18 protein-coding genes and 1 other RNA gene are annotated in these 21,466 nt (G+C 42.1%); all 19 read right to left on the bottom strand.

Translation table 11 applies throughout. The features are described 5' to 3' along the window. Positions 1-2: 2 nt before the first annotated feature. Positions 3-446 (bottom strand): hypothetical protein, encoded by a 444-nt coding sequence (locus tag FAI40_00725; protein ID QCE33982.1) that lies wholly within the window; start codon positions 444-446, stop codon positions 3-5. A 31-nt stretch (positions 447-477) separates the two neighbouring features. Continuing rightward, a complete protein-coding gene (ftsZ, locus tag FAI40_00720; GenBank protein QCE33981.1) occupies positions 478-1,932 on the bottom strand; it encodes a cell division protein FtsZ in 1,455 nt (484 codons plus the stop codon). Between the two features lie 66 nt (positions 1,933-1,998). After that, positions 1,999-3,333 carry a cell division protein FtsA gene (ftsA, locus tag FAI40_00715; protein ID QCE33980.1) on the bottom strand — a complete coding sequence of 445 codons (1,335 nt, stop codon included), beginning with the start codon at positions 3,331-3,333 and terminating at the stop codon, positions 1,999-2,001. 78 nt (positions 3,334-3,411) lie between these two features. After that, positions 3,412-4,218 carry an FtsQ-type POTRA domain-containing protein gene (locus tag FAI40_00710; GenBank protein ID QCE33979.1) on the bottom strand — a complete coding sequence of 269 codons (807 nt, stop codon included), beginning with the start codon at positions 4,216-4,218 and terminating at the stop codon, positions 3,412-3,414. Positions 4,219-4,273: 55 nt separating this feature from the next. Beyond that, positions 4,274-5,233, bottom strand: a complete 960-nt coding sequence (locus FAI40_00705) for a D-alanine--D-alanine ligase (GenBank protein ID QCE35700.1) — start codon at positions 5,231-5,233, stop codon at positions 4,274-4,276. 14 nt (positions 5,234-5,247) lie between these two features. After that, positions 5,248-6,108: a UDP-N-acetylmuramate dehydrogenase gene (gene murB, locus FAI40_00700; GenBank protein ID QCE33978.1), complete on the bottom strand. Its 861-nt coding sequence runs from the start codon at positions 6,106-6,108 to the stop codon at positions 5,248-5,250. A gap of 13 nt (positions 6,109-6,121) precedes the next feature. After that, a complete protein-coding gene (locus FAI40_00695) occupies positions 6,122-7,588 on the bottom strand; it encodes a UDP-N-acetylmuramate--L-alanine ligase (GenBank protein QCE33977.1) in 1,467 nt (488 codons plus the stop codon). A 2-nt stretch (positions 7,589-7,590) separates the two neighbouring features. Further along, entirely contained in the window at positions 7,591-8,781 is a 1,191-nt protein-coding gene (gene murG, locus FAI40_00690) for an undecaprenyldiphospho-muramoylpentapeptide beta-N-acetylglucosaminyltransferase (GenBank protein ID QCE33976.1), read from the bottom strand. Further along, positions 8,744-9,892, bottom strand: coding sequence for a cell division protein FtsW (locus FAI40_00685; protein QCE33975.1), 1,149 nt, complete (start codon positions 9,890-9,892; stop codon positions 8,744-8,746). Before FAI40_00685 ends, murG begins: the two co-directional genes overlap by 38 nt. Positions 9,893-9,895: 3 nt before the next feature. Further along, positions 9,896-11,272: a UDP-N-acetylmuramoyl-L-alanine--D-glutamate ligase gene (gene murD / locus FAI40_00680; protein ID QCE35699.1), complete on the bottom strand. Its 1,377-nt coding sequence runs from the start codon at positions 11,270-11,272 to the stop codon at positions 9,896-9,898. A 32-nt stretch (positions 11,273-11,304) separates the two neighbouring features. Next, a complete protein-coding gene (locus FAI40_00675; protein ID QCE33974.1) occupies positions 11,305-12,390 on the bottom strand; it encodes a phospho-N-acetylmuramoyl-pentapeptide-transferase in 1,086 nt (361 codons plus the stop codon). After that, positions 12,380-13,801, bottom strand: coding sequence for a UDP-N-acetylmuramoyl-tripeptide--D-alanyl-D-alanine ligase (locus tag FAI40_00670; protein ID QCE33973.1), 1,422 nt, complete (start codon positions 13,799-13,801; stop codon positions 12,380-12,382). The genes FAI40_00675 and FAI40_00670 overlap by 11 nt, the downstream gene beginning before the upstream one ends. Then, positions 13,801-15,276 carry a UDP-N-acetylmuramoyl-L-alanyl-D-glutamate--2,6-diaminopimelate ligase gene (locus tag FAI40_00665; protein ID QCE33972.1) on the bottom strand — a complete coding sequence of 492 codons (1,476 nt, stop codon included), beginning with the start codon at positions 15,274-15,276 and terminating at the stop codon, positions 13,801-13,803. The genes FAI40_00670 and FAI40_00665 overlap by 1 nt, the downstream gene beginning before the upstream one ends. 14 nt (positions 15,277-15,290) lie before the next feature. After that, positions 15,291-17,096 carry a penicillin-binding protein 2 gene (locus FAI40_00660; protein QCE33971.1) on the bottom strand — a complete coding sequence of 602 codons (1,806 nt, stop codon included), beginning with the start codon at positions 17,094-17,096 and terminating at the stop codon, positions 15,291-15,293. Continuing rightward, positions 17,093-17,704: a hypothetical protein gene (locus FAI40_00655; protein ID QCE33970.1), complete on the bottom strand. Its 612-nt coding sequence runs from the start codon at positions 17,702-17,704 to the stop codon at positions 17,093-17,095. The genes FAI40_00660 and FAI40_00655 overlap by 4 nt, the downstream gene beginning before the upstream one ends. Then, a complete protein-coding gene (gene rsmH, locus FAI40_00650; GenBank protein QCE33969.1) occupies positions 17,701-18,693 on the bottom strand; it encodes a 16S rRNA (cytosine(1402)-N(4))-methyltransferase RsmH in 993 nt (330 codons plus the stop codon). Before rsmH ends, FAI40_00655 begins: the two co-directional genes overlap by 4 nt. After that, the gene (gene mraZ, locus FAI40_00645) at positions 18,687-19,163 is read right to left on the bottom strand and encodes a division/cell wall cluster transcriptional repressor MraZ (protein ID QCE33968.1); all 477 of its coding nucleotides are present in this window, start codon (positions 19,161-19,163) and stop codon (positions 18,687-18,689) included. The genes rsmH and mraZ overlap by 7 nt, the downstream gene beginning before the upstream one ends. A gap of 233 nt (positions 19,164-19,396) precedes the next feature. After that, positions 19,397-19,781, bottom strand: an RNA gene (gene rnpB, locus FAI40_00640) — RNase P RNA component class A. An 82-nt stretch (positions 19,782-19,863) separates the two neighbouring features. Then, on the bottom strand, positions 19,864-21,303 hold the full coding sequence (gene zwf / locus FAI40_00635; GenBank protein QCE33967.1) for a glucose-6-phosphate dehydrogenase: 1,440 nt from the start codon (positions 21,301-21,303) through the stop codon (positions 19,864-19,866). Positions 21,304-21,466 lie beyond the last annotated feature (163 nt).

The following is a 21,466-nucleotide window of genomic DNA, read 5'->3' as shown; positions in this document are numbered from 1 at the left end:
TTTTACTTCTGACCAAAGCTTGCGAGAATGGCAATCTCGACGCAATTTTCTTCGACATCATCCGTTTCAACGATACTGTAAACGAATTTTCCTTGAATCTCTTCTTTGAAAGAATCTTGAATATAATCTAACGCTCTAGTGTTCTCTTTGAGGCGTAAATCTCCCTTACGGGCTCTGACAAGCACAATAAGGTTTCGGGCACCGTGAAGATCTCGGCGCTCAAGAATGGAAGTGTCCAGCGCACGTTCTGCCGCTAGAATAGTCCGTTCTTCTCTTGGATCATCAGGTAAACTCTGTCCAACGCCAAAGAAACCAATTCCACCATCATTTATGATGGTTTCTAAATCCTTAATATCGATAGAAATAAGGCATTTCTCCGTTTCACAAAGACATTTTAACGCAGCGGAAAATGCACGAATGTTGTCAGGAGAAATGCGCTTAGACAAGAGAAGAACTTTCTAACGAAAAGAAGAGGGACTAATTCCTTGAAGAGTCAGGAAGATTGGAAAGATAATCAGGCATTTTTGCCTCTTGTGTTTCAGAATCTTTAACATCATTAATGTCCCGTCTTGGACGCTGTGGTAATGCAGAATTATCTGTTTTTACAGGATGCGCCGGTGCAGGTGCCTGCTGGCGTGGCTTTCTGAAAATCCCCCAGAAACCTCTTGAGGGGCTTTCCTCAACTTTTGGCGGTTCGGGAATAGGCATAGGCCGTTCAGCTGGACGCACGGGAGCTTGATGTGGTTGCTCATAATGAGGTTTTGAAGGAGTAGGGTAGCTACTTGGTGTATGCGCAGGCGCTGCGGGACGCTGTGTCGGTGCATAGCTGTTTGAACGCAGTCCTGCATAAGAGGAATTATATTCCTTTTCTTCGGTAGGCTGTATCGGCGCATCTAGCTCACCAGCATCAAGTCCTGTTGCAATAATTGAAATTTCAATGCAGCCTTCTTCGACTTCATCCGTTTCAAAAATACCGTAAATGAACTTTCCTTGAAGGTCACCTTTGACAGCTTCTTGAACGTAATCCATTGCCTTTGTATTTTCTTTTAGGCGTAAATCCCCCTTGCGAGATCTCACGTGAACGAGAAGATTTTGTGCCCCTTGGATATTGCTACGTTCCAGAAGAGGGTTATTGATAGCACGTTCTGCAGCAAGAATTGCACGGTCCTCTGTTGGATCATCTGGAAAGCTTCGGCCTGTTCCAACAAGACCAACACCTCCATTTTGAAGGATGGTCTCTAAATCCTTAAAGTCGATATTGATCAAACCAACTTTCTGACGAATATCCGTAACACTACGGATACTGTCGAGAAGCACCTGATTGGACATCTGAAAACCTTCTTCAATCGTAAGGTCCTTATTGTTGGGATCTACTTTTTCGAGATTTTCATTTGGCACAACGATAAGCGTATCAACATTTTCGCGGAGGCGTTTGATACCGGCTTCTGCCATTTTAGCTTTTTGTTTACCTTCCCAAGCAAAAGGCTTTGTAACAATAGCTGTGGTTAGAACATTCAGTTTTTTTGCAATACTGGCAATAACAGGGGTCGCGCCAGTTCCCGTTCCACCGCCCATTCCTGCGGTGAGAAAGAGCAAATCGACTCCTTTGAGGCGTTTGGCAATATCGTCTTCAACTTCCCGAGAGGCCAACTCTCCAACTTCAGGTTTTCCACCAGCACCAAGCCCACGTGTTTCATGGGGGCCTAGCTGAATATGTTCTTTGACGCTGGATTTCAGGAGAACCTGCATATCCGTATTGGCGATGACAAACTCAGCCCCTTGAATTCCTTGATCCACCATAAAGCCGACAGAGTTTCCGCCACCGCCACCGACGCCCATCACAACAATACGAGCGGCATCGGCACGAAGTCCTCCGATTGATGAATGATTATCTCCATAGGAGGTGGAAGGGGGTTGAAGTTCAAGACTCATAATTGAAACTCTTAGTGCAAAAAACTGAAAAAATACAGATTCACTCTGTTTGTAAGCTATATTGGCCTATTCTACGTTTTGAATAAAGCGAAGAATTCGTTCTATTATTCCATCATCTCGTTGTATTCCTTGTAAACCAATATGGCCAAAATTTCTATCGACGCCAAGTCTCCAAGCTAAGAGGCCTGCGGCGCAAGAGAAAGACGGTGAAAAGCGAAGCATTTTTTTTGGAATACCTTGCGTATTCTCGGTCCCTCCCAGTCGGCAAGGGACGTTAAAAAGATCATTCACCTCGTCTTCGATTCCTTCAAGCAACGAAGCCCCCCCTGTAATAACCACTTTTCGCCATGGCGGCGGCGCATTTTTTTTACTTAGACCCGGCAGGCAGGCAATATCCTTGATAACTAAAGAAAGAATTCTTCTTAAGCAGACCAGAATCAAAGAGGAAATCTCAGAACGTTTGACGCAATCATTTGGTTTATTTGAGCCTCTAGGTAACTCAACGAGTGTTTCGTCTTCAAGACCGAATTTAGGGCAGCCGTAACGTGTTTTGAGCTTTTCAGCCGCAGCAAAATGAATGCCAAATTCATCTTCAAGGGCTTTGGTAATATAATTTCCACCCCATTGAACTTGTCCTAGGCCCTTTGGTTTATTTTGTGAAAAAAAGACCCAAGAAGTCGTGCCTGCCCCTAAATCAATGAGTAAAGTGTCCGATTGACGTTCTTGTTGCCGCAAAGAGGCTAGTCCAGAGGCAAAAGCCGAGGGAAGGTATGGCGCAGGGTAGATATTGCTTTGTTCAAGAATTTTATTGAGTGTGCGATAAGGTTGGTCAGAGGTAATGACCGCCAAAAAGGTTGCATCAAGTGTGTGGCATGGCTGCCCTATAGGTGTCTCAATTTCCCTCTTACCATCAACTTTGTAAGAAATGGGGAATAAGCGGACAAGTCTATCTTTATGCTGATTACATTTTTTTCTGGCAGCATCTAAGAGTTGTTTAATCTCTCGATTGGAAACTTCTTCTCCTCCTAAAAGAGCAGAAGTGGAAATATAGTGAGAATAAGGATCCCCACAAGAGAGATTTACGGCAACTTCTTTTCGTTTAGGTGCAGCGCCTGCCTGCCTGACGGCCTCTTGATAGGCGGCTAGAATCGCTTTTTTGGCGACTGGAACATTTACAATATCGCCGGCAATAACACCCTCGGCCTTAACCCAGCCACAACCAAGAATCTCGATTACATCTCTATCCTTAGAGGAGGCACGTCCAATAAGGCAGGCAATTTTGTTCGAGCCAATATCAATTGCCGCTTGGATTTTTCGTTTCTTTAGAAAAGTCCAACCACCAGCATTTTCAGCTAATTTTGTTCTGGATTGAGAAGCAAACGGAGAGAAGGACTGATTCATGAGTGCGATTGTTAGACTTTAAGTTCTCAAAAAATATCTGCGGAAGACTTGAGCGTTATCTTATTGACGCACTGCTATTTATTCAAGGCTAAGGGATTCTTTTATTATTTTTTCTTGTTCTGCTTTATCTGGGATTCTTAGGACAATTCTATCTGGCAATCTTAAGTCAATGACAGAGATAGGGCGTTCGGTTAGTTTTAGCTGTTTTTCTGCAAAGGAAAATCTTTTAAGCGCTGCGGATTCCTTTGTCTCTGGCAATTTAATCGTTTGGCCTGTTTTTAAAATGACGTCCCAGCGTCTTTTTCCAATACGCACAAGGGCAGTCGTTTTTTCTTTCAGATCTGTGGCAGCGTTGAAAAGAGGAATAAAGCTTGTTGCTGCGAGGTTTGCATCATCTCCAACAATGAGGGGCATTTGTTGTAAAATGCGGTCTACCCGTGAATCTTCTTGAGGCACAAGAGTTGTCCCATCCGTATCGACTAACAAGAGTTGTTTTTTCGTTTGCCAAACAGCAATGGGGGAATGCTCAGAGAGTGTGACGGTTACACTTCTGCTGAAAGGCGCTCTTTGAACAACAGCATTTTCAACAAAAGGCAATTTTAAAAGTCGTTCTCTTGCTCTTGACACAGAGAAACTCCGAAATTCTTTTTCTGAAGGCGGTGAAAGAGCCTCAAAAATATCATTTTTTTCTGTTAGATGACGTCCTTGGATTTCAACATTTTCAATTTTAGGATTGATTGTATCCGTGATGGTGTAAAAATTTTCTATTAAATTTGTTGTCCCTTGCTTACCGATATTTTTTAAAGCTGGGTCTTCAAGCCAACAGAGAACACAGCCAACAATAATCAAAACAACTATCGCAAGTTTCGTGCGCCATTGCTTCATTTATAAAGTTCCTTGCAATGATTGTTTTGAATGAAAGAGGGCATGATTTCGAGTTTTAGTTAAAGATTGGCTGTTTTTGAAAATTTTTTGGAAGTGATTTAAAACGGTTTAAGCAGTCGGTAATCATCCATTTGCAAAGTTCTGGAAAGCTAATCCCTGCGAATTTTGCCTGCTCTGGCAATAGAGAAGTATCCGTTAAGCCCGGTTGTGTATTCACTTCTAAGATAGCCAGTGTGTTTGTTTCTGGATCAAAACGGAAATCTGTTCTGCTTGCACCTGCGCAATTTAAGACACTGTGTGCCTTGAGGGCGAATTCAAAAGCTTTTTCCCGAACATCGGAAGGAATAGGCGCAGGCAGGAGGTGCTGTGAGCCTCCAGGGAGATATTTTGCGTCAAAGCTATAGAAATCGCCTTCTTTTTGGGGGCGTATTTCTGTAACTTCGAGCGCTTTTTTGTCAAGAACCCCCACTGTTAATTCAAGGCCTGGAATAAAGGCTTCTGCCAAAATCGCAGAGTTATAATTCCATTCTGCTGCAATTTTTTTTCGTTTTACAGCATCATCTTTTTGAAAGATAGAAACACCAACAGACGAACCGTCCGCAACAGGTTTGATGACATAGCCTGAATTGAAAGGTGCTTTTTCTGCAAGCTCTTCTTGTGAAAGGAGGCGTCCTGGCGGTACAGGAAGGTCATTTGCGATAAGGATATCTCGGCAAATTTTTTTATCCATGCAGGTGGAGGAAGCTAAAACTCCCGAATGCGTGTAGGGAGTGCCGGAGAGATCAAGCAGCCCTTGAATGACTCCATTTTCACCATCTCCTCCGTGCAGGGCATTGAAAATAGCGGTTGGTTTGAGCGTTTGAAGCTGTTGGACTAATTCAAAAAGAGAGCAGGCAGGATCAAGAAAGGTAACTTTAAAGCCTTCACTTAAAAGTGCTTTTGATACAGCCTTACCGCTGGATAAGCTGATCTCCCTTTCGCTGCTGTTGCCGCCAGAGAGGATAACAATATGGATTGGCTGAGGGTTTGTCATCGTTGACCTATTCTTTTAATTTCCCAGTGTAGAAGAATGCCTGATTGTTTTTTAACAAGGTCTTGAACCTCGTCTCCTAAAAACTCAAGGTCTTGAGCTGTTGCATCTCCAAGATTAATTAGAAAATTACAATGCTTTTCGCTTATCATGGCACCGCCACGCCGCTTGCCACGACAACCTGCATCATCAATTAATTTCCAAGCGCTATGCCCCTCTGGGTTCCTAAAAGTTGATCCGCCAGTTTTGACCTTGGTAGGTTGGGCTGTTTTTCGATGTAATTTAATTTCTTTCATTTTTTCAGAAATTTCTTCTGGATTCCCACGAGGAGCATGAAGGCGCATTTTTGTGACAATGGCCCCTTCAGGTAATTTTGAGCTACGGTAGGAAAGGCCAATCTCGTGTGCCAAAAGGCGCAAAGATTCTCCAGTTGGTAAAACGACTTCAACCCAGTCCAGAATGTTCGCTATTTCACTGCCAAAAGCGCCAGAATTCATTGCAATCGCACCGCCGAGACTGCCAGGAATACCTGAAAGGAATTCAAGACCAGTTCTTTGTTCAGCGGCTGCTGCGGTTGCAAGCGTCATATCAAGGCAAGCCGCACCGACGATGATACTTTCTTCTTCAAAAGAATAGCTTCTAAAATCGCCTCCGAGGCGAATAACCGTTTCTTTAATACCGCCATCACGTATCAGCGTATTTGAAAGCGCACCCAAAATAATAGGAGGCTGTGAGGTGCTTGATAGGTATTCCTGAAGATTTTCAAGTGTTTCTGGAACAAAAAGTTTCTCAGCATTTCCGCCAGTTGCGAACCAGCTTCTTTTTCCGAGAGGAAAATTTTCAATTATTTTACCACTCATTAGAATTTCTCTCTTATTTCGAGGCAAGATGTTTTAATTGATTTGGGAGGTCATGTGCCCATTTGGTGATTGTTCCAGCCCCTAGACACATAATGTAATCGCCTTCCTGTGCTTCTTTAGCGATAAGCGCCGGTAATTCTTCCTGAGAGGAAAAGGTGATGACATGGCGGTGTCCCTGCGTTTTTAAGGCTTCTGCGAGTTCATCTCTTCCTGCACCTTTAATGGGTGTTTCCCCTGCGGCATAGACATCACTAATCATGACAATATCTGATTTCATCAGGCATGCGCAGAAATCATTAAAAAGTTCTTTTAATCGAGAATATCGGTGAGGCTGGATAACGGTGATAATTCTTTTTGCCCCAGCTTGTTCTGCCGCTTCAAGAACAGCCTGAATTTCGATTGGATGATGTGCATAGTCATCGATAATTTCAGCGCCATTCCAATTGCCTATCCGTGTAAAGCGACGCTGAACGCCCTTGAATTTCTCAAATGATTTTTGCAAAACTGTTGGATCTATGTCCATTTCCATGGCCACGGTAACCGCAGCTAAGGCATTGAGCACATTATGTTTTCCAAGCATATTTAAGTGAAGCGGGCCGATGTTTCGGGGGCTTGAGCCATCACGCGGTTTTACGATAACGTCAAACGTACAGCCGTATGTGTCTGCTTTGATATTTTGCCCTTGAATGTCAGCATTCGGACTAAAGCCATAGGTGATAATCCGGCGGTCAGAGAGGCGTGGAATCATTTTTTGGACATTTGGATGGTCTATGCACAGAACTGCAAAACCATAAAAAGGCAGGTTGGAGACAAACTGGTCATAGCCTGCTTCCATAGCTTCGGCGCTTCCCCAATGATCTAAATGCTCAGGATCCATATTGGTGACAACAGCAACGACGGCAGGAAGGCGAAGAAAAGAGCCGTCACTTTCATCTGCTTCGGCGACCATCCAATTGCCTTTCCCCATTCGGGTATTTGTGCCGTATGCTTCGATAATGCCGCCATTAATAACGGTAGGGTCAAGATTTCCCTCTTCTAGAACGGACGCAATCAGGCTGGTTGTCGTTGTTTTTCCATGTGTGCCACCAACGGCAATAGACCAGCGTAAACGCATGAGTTCTGCGAGCATTTCAGCTCTTCTGACGATGGGAAGCAGACGTGTGCGTGCTTTTTTTATTTCAGGATTGTCTAAAGGAATTGCCGTTGAGACGACGATGACATCTGCATTTTCAACATGTTCTTCTTTATGGCCAATAAAAACAGAAATACCCAATTTTTGAAGCCTTTGTGTATTCGCATTTTCTTTTTGATCACTTCCTTGGACTTGATAGCCTAGGAGATGAAAAGCTTCTGCAATACCAGACATCCCGATACCGCCAATACCAACAAAATGGAGAATGCCGACAGAAAAAGGAAGGGATGGACGTCCGAACAGTTGTGAGGAATCTGTTTGATTGGAGGAAGAAAAAAGAGAAGTCATTTTTACTCAGATGGATTGGAGGAATGTGAAATAAGAGAGATGATGTAATCTGTAAACCGTTCGGTTGCTTTTGGGGCAGCAAGTATCTTTAAATGGTCTGCTGTTTGAGCGAGAATTTGAGTATTTTCAAAAATCTCTTTGAGGAGCACTGTGAGCTGCTGCGGATTTTCGGAAAGTTCTCTCTGCGGTATAAGCCATGCTGCCTGATTTTTTACTAAAAAGTTAGCATTTACAGTTTGTTCATCTGCGGCAGCTGTGGGTAAAGGGATGAAGATTGCGGGCCGATCTGCCGCAATGACTTCGGCAACAGTGCCTCCGCCAGAGCGACTGATGAGAAGATGGGCTTCAGAGATTTGCTCAATCATATCGTGGAAAAAAGGAACGATTTTTTTGATATGAATGCCAAGCTTATTATATTTTTCTGTAAGTTGAGGAATGAAATCTTCGCTCGCTTGCTGAGAGATATAAATTTTACTTCTGATTTCATTCGGTAAAGCCTCAAGTGCTTGTGGAATAAGCGTTGAAAAAACAGAAGCGCCTAAGGATCCTCCAACGATAAGGAGATGAATTTCACCAGTTGTTGAAGGAGGGATATAAGGGTATCTGTTAGAAAGGTCATCTAGCTCAGGGCGTATAGGCATTCCGATATACTCAGAAGCCGCATTATCAGAAAATCCTTTCGTTTCTGGAAAAGAAAGGCAAACCCTAGCTCCTAATCGAGCTAACAGGCGATTAGCTGTTCCAGCAACGGCGTTTCCTTCATGTACAAGTGGGATTGTCTTTTTGAAGAAGGGAAGTCGTGCTGCTAAAAGGGGTGGAAGAGAAGGATACCCCCCGAAACCGATAACAGCGTCAGGCTTTAAACGTCTTAGGATGAAAGCCGCTTGTATTGTTCCCAATAGAAGCTGCAAAGCGCCTTTCATTCGGGTAAACAAATTTTTCCCGACAATTCCACCGGACTTGATAACAAAAAAAGACCAGTCTGAAGCATTTTTTTCCTGAAATTTCACCTCTGCTCTTTTATCAATGAGGAATATGGGGGTGTATCCCTTTTCTTCGAGGGTTTTTCCAAGGCTCATAGCCGGGAAAAGATGTCCACCAGTGCCACCTGCTGCAAGGATGATATTGTGGGAGGAGGAATGAGATGTCACAGTATTAGTTCCTCTCTGATGGAGTTCCTGAAAACGCATCAATGATGATGGGTCTTCTTGCTATGGATAAAAGCATTCCTAAAGTCAGTCCTACGGAAAGAACAGAACTGCCACCATAAGAAATAAAGGGAAGAGTCATTCCCTTGGTTGGAATGAGGTTAATTGTTGACGCTATGTTTACGCAAGCTTGAAAGCCAAATCCAGAAATAAGTCCAGCTGCGGTTAAAATTTCCCATTTTTGCTCTTTCTTAATGAGTGAAAGAAGAATTCTAATAATTAAAAAGGCAAATAGGGAGATGAGAATGAGGCAAAGAATGAGGCCAAATTCCTCCCCGGCAACAGCAAAGATAAAATCGGCATGGGCATCTGGGAGCAGATTTTTGACTTCGCCTTCACCAGGCCCCATTCCCCAGGCTCCGCCGTTCCTGATAGCGCGCAAAGACATATCGACTTGGTAATGGTCGCCGTTTTTAGGATGTATAAATCGTTCTATTCTTGAATGAACATGGGGAAGAAGTTCGAAAGCAAGAAAGAGAAAAAAAGCACCTGTTGCGGTGATTATTCCGCAAAAAGCAAGGGAGATGCCATCAATAAAGAATTCAATAGCTAAAATACCTGCGATAACGCATAACATTCCAATGTCTGGCTGTGCGACTAACAAACAAGCGATGAGTAAAAATAAGCCGCCTGCCATTCCCCAACATTTTAACTGAACATGGAAAGATGAGGTCGGTTTGCAGAGACTTAGAATCCAACCTAACGTCACAGCAAAACAAGGTTTTAAAAATTCAGAAGGCTGGATAGACATGATTGGGAGATCAATCCATCGGCGTGCGCCTTTAATATCCATTCCATGAAAGAGTGTGTAAGCTGTCGCCAGAATACCTAAAGCAGTCCCAACAAAGGCACATTTTAAGACAATACGAGGGGGAAGGAGAGCGACAGATATCATTAAAATCCACCCAGCAATCAGAAAACCTGTTTGCTTGATGATGAAAAGATGGGCAGGTGCTCCAATGCGAATAGCAACCGCGGGGCTTGCTGCAAGCATCAAGATATAGCCAAAGCATGTAATGACAAAGATACAGGCAAGAGACCAATAATCGACGTCTCTTGTCCACCAATTTTGAAAGTATTTTGTCAGTTTGCCCATCTGTTAGTGATTATCCTGCGACGCTGTTATTTCAAGAGATTTTTTTATTTTTACACAAATTTTTGTAAAAATATTACCTCTCTCTTCAAAATTACGAAATTGATCCTGACTAGCGCAAGCAGGAGAGAGTAAAACAGTTCCATTGCCATTTTCTTTTGCTTTTATGTAGGCAGCTTCTACGGCTTTTTCCAAGGTTTTTGAAAAAGTATGGGCAATTCCTGCTTTTTGCAAAGTCATTGCGAGTTTTTCGGCGTCACACCCAATTACAAAAGCATGTTTAATATGTGAAGCGACTTTTTCAACACCCTCAATACCGTTGGCTTTGGCAATTCCACCTAAAATCCAATAAATATTTTCCCAAGCGGTAAGTGCAGGAAGAGCCGCTTCGAAATTTGTGGCCTTGCTGTCATTTACAAAAAGAATATCATTGATTTTCTCAATACATTTTAAACGATGTGGAAGACCTTCAAATGTGCGAGCTCCTTTTTCGATACTTTCTTTTGAAAGGCCAAAATATTGTGCGATAAAAAGGCACAAAGCGAGATTCTGCCGATTATGTTTTCCCGGTAAATAGGGTGTAGTTGGCAGATCTTTTTCTGGGAAATCCTCGGCCCACATAGAGCGTATATTTTTTGTTTTTAAATATTCTGTTTCTTCAATGCTCCAGTTTGCTTTTTCTCCAAAAACAGCGATGGATGGGGAAGACATGTTATTAAAAACATTTCTTTTGGCTAAGCGATAACCTTCAATATTTTGATGACGATCAAGATGGTCAGGAGAAAAGGTGGTCCACGCAGCGGCGTCAGCTTTGAAAGTTTTTAAACGCTCTAGCATATAGGAAGACATTTCAAGAATGTATATCCCATGGTCTCCGAGACGTGGCAGTGAGAAGACAGATTTTCCGATGTTTCCACCAGCAATAACTTCATCATTTTCTTGTGATAAAATATGCTCTAAGAGCGCTGTGCAAGTTGACTTTCCATTCGTTCCAGTAATGGCAATGAAGCGTGCTTGAGAGCCTGATTTGCGAACAGCCTGATAGAATAGCTCGACATCCGAAAGAATAGGGATTTGCTTTTTGCGAGCCAATAAGGCAACAGGATGCGGCTTTGGAAAGGTATGTGGAATTCCAGGAGAAAGGATCAGAGCTTTAGCATTTTCCGGGAGAGAGATAATTGGTGATAAGGTTAGATTTGAATCTGTCTTATCACTGAGATTTTCTTGCCATTTTTGAGAATTAAAATTTGGAGAATCATCCCACGCAAAGACTATGGCTCCCATCTCTAAGAGTGCTTTAACTGCACAGGTACCGCTGTTCCCTAAACCATAAACAACATATGTTTCTCCCAGAAAAAGGGATTTAGAGAACAGGGTATCCATATTATAATCTTTCAATCTTGTGTCTTTTATAATTAGCGAAGTTTTAAGGTTGCTAATCCCAGCAATCCTAAAACAAGCGCAATAATCCAGAAACGAATAACAATTTTGGGCTCTTCCCATCCTTTTTTCTCAAAATGATGATGAAGAGGAGCCATTAGGAAAATGCGTTTTCCAGTTCGTTTGAACCAAAAAACCTGTAAGATGACGGACAGTGTTTCAACGACGAAAATACCTCCAACAAGGCATAGAACGAGCTCATTTTTTACGGCAACAGCAATCGTTCCTAAGGCGGCACCTAATGCAAGTGATCCAGTATCTCCCATAAAAATCTCTGCAGGCGGTGCATTGAACCATAAGAAGCCGAGACAAGCACCAATAAGAGCCGCACAGAAGACAGTGAGTTCTCCCGTACCTGGAATGAAGGGAACGCCGAGATAATTTGCAAAAATACGATTGCCGATATTATAGGCAATAATTGCAAAAACCAGACTTGCAATGATTGTTGGAACAGTCGCCAAACCATCAAGGCCGTCGGTTAAATTGACTGCATTGCCAAATCCCGCAATGAACACCATTGCAAAGATGGGAAAAAAAGTACCTAAGGGAATGACGACATCTTTTAGAAAAGGAATTGCTACTCCATTCCTAAGTTCATGCGGTGTTAAAAGTTCAATCCAAATAGAAATTCCCCCAGCAATAGCAAATTCGCATAAGAGACGAATACGTCCGGGGACGCCGTTCGTATTTTTTTTTGCAACTTTAAGGAAATCGTCCCAAAATCCGATAAGTCCAAAAGCTAAGAATGCGATTATAGCCGCCCAAAGAAAGCCATTATGAAGATTTCCCCAAAAAAAGAGACTTAATGGTGCTGAAAATAAGATTAAAAGCCCCCCCATTGTGGGGGTATCTGCTTTTTCTGAAATGTGACGTTCAGGTCCAAGCTCTCGGATGGGTTGTTTGCCAAGAGATTTTAAAAAGAGAATGAAAGAAGGACCTGCAAAAAGGGCGATGATCAGAGATGTTAAGCAGGCCGCCCCTGCACGGAAGGTGATGTAATGGAGGAGATTTGCAATACCGCCATGATGAGGGAAAAAATTTTGGACAATTTCATATAGCATGGCGGCTGTTTCTTTGTTCTTTGGTATTTAGAGAAAAATAAAGTTTCAATGCCTCAACAATTTTATCAATTTTCATGCTGTGGCTTCCTTTTGCAACAATATAGTCTCCAGTTTTTAAATATTTTTGAATAGGCGCAATGAGTAAGTCAGAAGAGGGAGCGTATCCACCTTGGAATTCTATTGGTAGGCTATCAAAAAGAGGTTTTATTTCTTGACCACAGGCAAAAAGGATAATTTTTTCTTTTTTTAGAAGAGGTGCAAGAGAGAGATGTTCTGATTTAGAGAATTCTCCTAATTCCAGCATATCCCCTAAAATAGCGATTTTTCGGTTAGCTTTTTGCAATGATAAGGTTTTTATAGCTGCTTGGACACTTGCTGGGGAGGCGTTGTGTGTCTCGTCAATGAGCGTGATATTATTTTGAAGCTGATGTTTCTCACCTCTCCCATAGCTCGGTTTAAAGTTTTGAAGGGCTTTCAAAGCTTCTGAGGGGTTTAAATCAAGGGCGAGAATAGCGCTGATGGCTAGAGTGGCATCTTCTAGAAGGTGCTCGCCAGGGGCATTTACTTCGAGATTAAAGCACTGTCCTTCATATTCGAGAATACCATAGCTTTGGTCAGAAAAAAGCCTTTCATTGTGTAGATAAAAATTATTTTCCTTCTTTTTACCAATGGTGTATTTTTTAACGTTTTTGGGAATAGATTTTTCAATAATATTTTTTATTTTCTCCGGAAAGTCGCCGTAAAGCGCAATGCCATCTTTAGGTAAGCTTTGAAATAAGGTTGCTTTTTCAGAGGCAATTCCAGTTTCCCCTCCCATATTTCCAGCATGGGCTTTGTTGATGGTTGTAATAATGCCCATGTGAGGTTGCACCATTTGTGCTAACGGAAGAATTTCACCGTGATGATTCATCCCAATTTCAAGGACAGCAAATTTGGCATCCTCTGGTATCGAAATAAGGGTAAGCGGAACTCCTAAATGGTTATTAAGAGATTTTTTGGAAACAACAGTTTTTCCATAAGCGGAAAGGGTTTCAAAAAGTATATTTTTTGTTGTTGTTTTTCCAACACTTCCTGTGACTGCGATGACATACCCTTGAAAACGTTTTCGTGAAAAAAGTGCCATTCTATGGAGAGCTTCAAAACAGTCCTCAACCAGCAAGATATTTTCATTCTCAAGAAGGCCATTTTTTTCCAAAAAATGGCGATTGTCTGCCATAATACAAGAAGCTCCAGCTTCTAAAGCATGCAAGATAAATTCATGTGCATCTCTTTTCCCACCACGCAGGGCAATGAACAGGTCTCCTTTTTCAACTTCTAAGCTGTTAATGGAAATGCCTTTAAGATGGACATCAGCTTTGAGTTTACCAAGTGTGGCTTCTCTTAACGAAGCGCTGTCCCATAAAGTTGACATTAAAAATTACCTTGCATAAGTTTGCCTTCTTGGCGTGCGGTCTGAAGATCATCGAAGGGAAGCGTTTTACCATTAACTTCCTGACCTTTTTCATGTCCTTTTCCAGCAATGACAAGAATGTCTTCAGATTTAAGTTGTTTTAAAGCATAAGAAATAGCTTCTTTTCGCCCTGCGATTTCGATTGCTTTTGGATAACCAGAAAGAATTTCTTCTCGAATTCTTTTAGGATCTTCAAAACGCGGATTATCATCAGTTACAATGGAGATATCTGCTAGGCTTGCAGCTTTTCCCATTAAAGGTCGTTTTCCAGAATCTCGATTTCCGCCTGCGCCAAAGAGAATGAATAAACGCCCTTTTTCCGAGAGATGAGGGCGAAGGGATTCTATAATGCGTTCTATGGCATCAGGTGTATGGGCATAGTCGATATAAACAGCTGCACCGTTCTCTGTTTTTCCAGCCAATTCTGCTCTGCCAGGAATAGGTTTTAATCGGGAGAAAAGTTGTAAAAGTTCATAGGCATCTTGTGTGGTTGTATGATTTGGGCAGATGAGGGCTGCTGCTAAAAGGGCATTTTGTGCTTGGAATAAACCAGGAATAGGAAGGTGAATGGAAATTGGTTTATTCTTTTTGAAAGAAATGAAAAGCTCTTGCCCATCTGCAAGAGGATTGATTTTAAGGATATTAAAGAAATTTCCGTTTTTTCCGATTGTGCGAAAGTCTGATTTTTTTTCTTCTGCAATCTTTTGAAGCGTGGTTAGCACTTTTTCTCCACAGGCCGTTGAAGCGGCAACCGGAGCACCGGGCTTTAGAAGATCTTTAAAAAGAGTGAGTTTTGCATTGAGATAAGCTTCTTCTGTTTTGTGATAGTCAAGATGGTCTCGACTGAAACTACTGAATCCAGCAGCCTCAAAAGTCAGACCTGTTAAACGATTTTGAACAAGACCATGGGAAGAAGCTTCGAGAGCAATATGCTCAACGCCAGTTTTTTTCAGCTGATGGAGATATTTCGCAAGTAAAGTTGGCGGAGGCGTTGTTTGAGCAGAGGGAATATCTCCAGTTGTTGCTTTAATTCCAAGCGTTCCAATGGAGGCACTGTTTTCTTTTTTAAGTTCCCATAATTGTCGAATAAAATCTGCTGTACTTGTTTTGCCGTTTGTCCCTGTAATAGCAATAATGTGGTCGGGTAAGGGGGCTTGAAATTTATAAGAACATATCCCAAGCAAAGAAGCTGCATTTTTTGCAATAACGATTGGGATGTCCTCTTGAGGCAAAAAATCTTTTTCGCTGACGATGGCAGCAGCACCCTTTGATATAGCCTCTTGAATAAAGGCAGTTCCATCTAGTTTTGTACCAGAAAGTGCAAAAAAAAGTGCTCCTTTTTGGATTTCACGGCTATCGCTTGAAATTGAAGAAATTTCTACGTTTTTATAGGTATCTGGAAGGAGATTGGAAGGAATAAGAGAGGAAAGTTGCATGATGTGCTATGGGGTTAGTGATTATGATTTTTTTTAGAAGATTCCAATTCGAGACGGTTTTCTCCGGGATCATATCCTGGGCCAAGTGCACGGACACCTTGTGGAGCAGAAGGCTGCATCGGGATGGAAAGAGATTGTTCTATTTGATCAGTATCTGTGAAATTTGGATAAATGCCAAGCATTGGCGCAATACGTAATACGATTTTTGAAAAAACAGGTGCCGCAATCCAACCAGCTGTTTGATAGCCATGTGTTGATTCATTTCCTTGAGGTGCATCCAACATAATATAGACGGAATATTTTGGATCATTCATAGGAAAAGCCCCTGCGAAAGCTGTAATATTTGTGTGCTTCATGTAGCGGCCGTGAGCATCAATTTTTTCGGCTGTTCCCGTTTTTCCGCCTGGGTAGTAACCTAAAGCTTCAGCTTTTCTTCCCGTACCCTGAGTAATGTCCAGGCGCATAATTTTACGAAGAATATCAGATGTTTTTTGAGACATAACACGAATAGGCTGAGAAGCGTTTGGCTTATCCTTTAGTGGAATCAATGTCGGCGTGACGAGTATACCGCCATTTGCGAGTGTAGAAACACCACGCAAAATAGAAAGGGGAGGTTCTGCAATACCGTGCCCAAACCCAACGGTTAATACAGTTGTTGTTTTCCATCTTTCTGGAGGCGGGAAGAGTGGTCTAGCCGCTTCAGGAAGTTCAATGGGTACACGACTAAGAAAGCCAATTTTTTGGAACCATTCTTGTTGTGCTGCTTCACCAACGTCTAGCGCAATATGTGCGGCACCTGGGTTTGAAGAATGTGCAAGCACTTCAGGAAAGCTGAGATATGGCGCAAAATGATCTGTACTTAAATCAGAGATTTTAAAACGCCCGATGTGAATAGGACTGGTTGAAAAACGATCCCAAATATGAACTTTGCCAGATTGAAGTGCCATAGCTGCCGTTTGAAGCTTTAGAGTAGATCCAGGTTCATAAGCACCTGTAACGGCACGATTGAACCGTACATCCATCGGTGTTTTGCTAAGATTATTGGCATCGAAATCGGGCGCACTGACCATTGCGATAATTTCGCCTGTATGAATGTCCATTACGATGGCACAGCCACCAAGTGCGTTAAAATTGTGAATGGCTTCTATCAAGGTTGAACGCACAACTTCTTGCACCCTGACATCAAGAGAAAGTCTCAGAGGCGTACGATCTGTTAATAAACGTTCATCAAAATATTTCTCGATCCCTGAAATGCCATGATCGTCAATATCTACGCCTCCAATAACATGCGCAGCAACATGTCCAAGTGGATAATGACGTTTTTCGCTATTTTCAAAATATAGCCCTGGAATTCCTAGGTTATTGACTTTTACTTCTTCTTTAGGAGTTAAATTGCGAGCTATGTAAGCAAATTTTCTATTATTCTCAAGATGATAAATTGTTTTTTTTACATCTAGGTTAGGTAGAATTTCTTTGAGTTGGCGAACAACTGTTTTAATTTCGATCAGTTCATCTGGATGTGCATATAAACTCACAACTGGCAAGGAGGCCGCGAGTGTTTGCCCGTTTCGATCTGTGACAGAAGCCCTTTGAATATGAGGAAGATTTAGAGAGGAGACTGCAGAGCTTGGATCGTTATCTAGGGAAGAATCAGGTGGATTTATTTTTGTCTCAGAGGGGGGCGGGAGAGGATAGAAGAGAGAAATCCATGCTGTTTTTAAAGAAAGCACAGAAAATATAGTCAAAAAAGCACAAGAAACCCCAAGAAGGCGTTTTTTCTCTAAAAAAAGAGGAGAGGTAGAATACGGCTTTTTTGTCATAGTTCATTTGGCATTTTTGGGGATGTATCTTGTTGAAATGCCGTTAGGAGTTGGTGATATGATTCATCTTCCCTTGCTGGTGAACGGTGTGAAACAGGAAGGGAGCGTATATGCTCTTGCGTGTTATTTTTTGCTAAATCACTAATAGCGGCATCCAACCCACCGTCTTCTTCGTGTTTAACGATTGTCGCAGGCGGCGCAGAGATTGTATTGCGGGCAAGAGCAATATTCTCCGACGGCTTTATGGAGTCTTCATTTTTAGAATGCTTACCCGCAAGCATGATTTGTCTGCCAAGAGTGTCTGGTTCATATATTGACGGCAGACGTTTCCCAGCCTGTTCTAATTGTGCAAACTGCTCTGTTTCTGTGGGGCGTAGATTGGGCAAGAAACGTTTTGATAAATCTTCAAGGCGATCTGGCTGATTTAAAACACCCCATTCCATTTTGAGAAGGGCAGTGCGAGAATTCGCAGCAAGACGTTCTTTTTGGACTTGTGCAATTTGAGATTCAACTAGTTTTGTCTGTTGTTTTGTTTGGTAGAGATTCCAAAGGGAAAAAAAACAGAAGACGCTTGTAAGTCCTGTTAACCAATAGCCAACTTTATTCATAATTTATGTCCTCTTGTGGAGGTTGTTGAACGTTTTTTCAAAATGCGCAAGCGAGAACTGCGTGCACGAGGATTAAGTTTTATTTCTTCTTGAGAAGGAGAAACAGGATAGCCCTGAGGGATTTCCCAAAGAGATGCTTTTGTTGGTAAGTGCGATATTGGTAGATAGCGAGAGTGTGATTTTTCTGATGTGGTTAGATTTTTGAAAGCTTTTTTGACAAGGCGATCTTCAAGAGAATGAAAGCTTACAACTGCAAAAATGCCAGCTTCTGCAAGCATTGTAGGCGCATCTTCCAGTGCTTTTTGAATTTCATTTAGCTCATCATTTACGGCAATACGAAGGGCTTGAAAGCTCCGGGTGGCAGGGTCTTTCTTGTTTCTGGAAGGCGGGAGACATGAGCGAACAAGTTCTGCGAGTGTCACAGTATCTTTAATTGGAGCTTCATTTCTCATGTGAACAATTTTGCGAGCAATGCGTCTTGCGCAACGCTCTTCTCCATAATAGTAAAAAATATCAGCTAATGCCTCTTCTGAGGCCTGATTGATAATATCTTCAGCGCTTTTTTTATTATTGCCCATACGCATGTCCAAAGGACCATTTTCTTTGAAGGAAAAACCGCGATCGGCTTCATCAATTTGGAAAGAGGAGAGGCCAAGATCTAGCACGATAGCATCAAATCCATTTCGAGGGCTTTGCTTGAACCAAGAAAGATCAGTGCAATAGTTCTTCATGGCACCAAAAGTGCCCTCAATGGCTAAAAAACGGTTTGGAAATGCCTGTTTAAACTCATCAGCACGTTTGATAGCCGTTGGGTCACGATCAATAGCGATAAGATTACTCGTTGAAAAGCGTTTTAAAAGCGCATAGCTGTAACCACCACCACCAAAAGTGCCATCTAAATAAAGCGCATCTTCTTTAGGTGGAATGGCTTCGAGGACTTCATGGAGCAGAACTGGAATATGTCCTGTTTGGAGAGCATTTCTTAGCATCTCGCGCTCTCCTGTTCTTTTAGAGAGGTTCGATTTCGGAGTGTTAAGCTTTTTGCTTTTAAGTGCGCTTCTTTTTGACGTTTTTGGGCGTTGCCCTGATTCCAAATTTGAAAAATGCGTCCAAGCCCCATGAAGGCAACTTCTTTTTCGAGAAGTGCATGACGTTGAAGTGATTCAGGAATAATAATCCGTCCTTCTTTATCACTATCTAATGGATAAGCTTCAGCATAGAGGCTGGTGGATAAATCCTCATGTTCTTCGGAGAAGGGATCATATTCAGCGAGAGGCATTGTTTGAGACAGGAAACGTTCTGATGACCAGACTTCGATGCAAGGATGAATATGTGAGGGGCGTAAGATCATTAAGGACTGGCCAGAGACAGCATATTTCTTCAGGACGGCACGAAAGGGAGCCGGAATAGAAATCCGTCCTTTTGCGTCAAATCGGTTGCAATGCGTTCCAAGAAACATACCGTTAAGAGCCTTTTTAAGCCCGTGCGTAAGCACCCATTGCTTACGATCCCACCGCCTTTATTGGGATAACATGGGATTTTATGGGAAGTCAAACCAAGAATGGGCTCTAATATGCAGAAAACAGCTAAAAAATGTCCTTCCTTTTCTAAGAAAATAGAATGCGATAACAGAAAAGCGCTATTATTGCGCTCTCATAAGTTACTGTTGTAAAAAAGAATCATTCTTGAAAAAAAGCCAGATAGTCTATAAGCCGGGTTTTGTTCACCCTATGAGGATGAAGTGACTATTCATCTTGGAATGGTATTGCGACCATTCTCACGCGACCAACCCGAAAGAAGAGCAGGAATACCCTCAATCTCTCATAATGGAGATTTATCTTTCCTATTAGGTCTTGCACCCGACGGGGTTTACCCTGCCAACTCTGTTACCAGAGTCGCGTTGCGCTCTTACCGCAACGTTTCACCCTTATCTGAAACTAAAAAACAGACGGTTTGTTTTCTGTGGCACTATCCCTAGAGTTGCCTCTGCCGGCTGTTAACCGGCGTCGTATTCCTGTGGAGCCCGGACTTTCCTCTATAAAGTTATAAACTCTACAGCAGTCACTCAACTATCTGGCCACTATCCTATTTAGAGAAAAAAAAGGATTTTACAAGCAAAAACCTGCAAAATCCCTTTTTCTAGTCTATTTTAGAACGTTTTAAGCGTCATTTGAATCAGCAAAACGAGGAATAGAACTACCAGCTGGATAATAAAGTAGGGCTGGAACATTGACTTCCCAAGAATTCAAAATGGGCTCAATCCATTTCCAAGCGGCATCAACTTCCTCACGGTGGACAAATAGGCTTCTGTCGCCATGAATGGCAGACATGATAAGTGTCTCGTAAGAACTTGGTGTCCTTACACCAGCTGGGGGGGAGTAGCTTCCTTCAAGTGTAAGAGGACGTAGTCCATCATGATTTTGAGAGAATCCGATGGAACGGACATTAAGCTGAAGCGTAATGTCATTCGTTTCTTGAAGATCCAACATCATTTTATTTTTAGGCGCATTAGGGAAGAGATCTACATCATTATGGAATGTGATTTTGATATCTGTCCTTTTCTCATTCATGCGTTTGCCAGTTTTTAAGCAAAACGTTGTGCCTTTCCAGCGAGGAAGGTCGATTGTACTGCGAATAGCCGCAAATGTTTCTGTTTGGCTTTTTTTACCGAGTTCTGTCGCATAAGCTGGGGCTGCCTGACCTTCGGCAGTTCCTTCGATATATTGCCCCCGAATGGAGTTTGTTTTGATTTCGCTTGGGCTCAGAGGATGGAGAGCCTTAAGAACTGCGATTTTTTCATTACGGATGTCGTCACCTTGGAGTGATTTTGGACGCTCCATCGTACACAGTGATAAAAGCTGGAGAAGGTGGTTTTGGATCATATCCCTTGCCGCACCAGAGGTGTCATAATATGTGGCACGAGATTCAAGTCCAACAGTCTCACTTGCTGTAATTTCAATATTTTTAATATATTTTCCGCACCAGATAGCATCAATAAGTGGATTAGAAAAACGGAATTGAAGAATGTTTTGAGTGGATTCTTTTCCGAGATAGTGATCAATACGGAAAATACAGTCCTCTGGAAAATATTTACCAACAGCATCATTAATTGCATTTGCGCTTTCACGGTCTCTGCCAATTGGCTTTTCCATAATTGCACGACTTGCTGGCGTGATTAATTTATGCAGTGATAGATTTTCGCTAATGGGAGCAAAAAGAGCTGGCGCTGTTGAAAAATAAAAAATTCTTGTTTTTTCTGCAGAGGTTTTCGAAAAAAGATTTACAAATTCTTGCCAGCCTTGATTTTTAGAATCAACAACATCAAGAACAACGTAAGTGATAAGTTTTAGAAAAGATTTAAGTGTATTTTCGTTATGGGAAGAAGCAGGGTAAAATTTAGCAAGTGCCTTTGATACGTCTGATCGGTACTGCTCCGTTGTCATTTCAGCGCGGGATGCACAGATGATGCGGGAATTTTTTGGAATGTTGTTATCTTGAAGCTGACGGAAGAACGCTGGAAGAAGTTTTCTTAAAGCAAGATCTCCAGTTCCGCCAAAAATAACGATATCGAAGGGAGACGCAGGAGGAAGCAGTGTCATAAGTAAATCCCAAATTATTAAAAGTGGAAGATGATAAGTTGGTCGAATCCTTCTTATCAGAAATTTTTAGTTTGAATGTTTTATGCTTTACCTGCAGGCAAGGTAACAGATAATGCTTTTTTCTGCTAATAGAGAAAATAATAATTTTATTATGTGTTGGAGT

It is taken from the genome of Acetobacteraceae bacterium (assembly GCA_004843345.1).
In the GTDB taxonomy this organism is placed as follows: domain Bacteria; phylum Pseudomonadota; class Alphaproteobacteria; order Acetobacterales; family Acetobacteraceae.
This window is presented reverse-complemented; position numbering and strand designations above follow the sequence as displayed.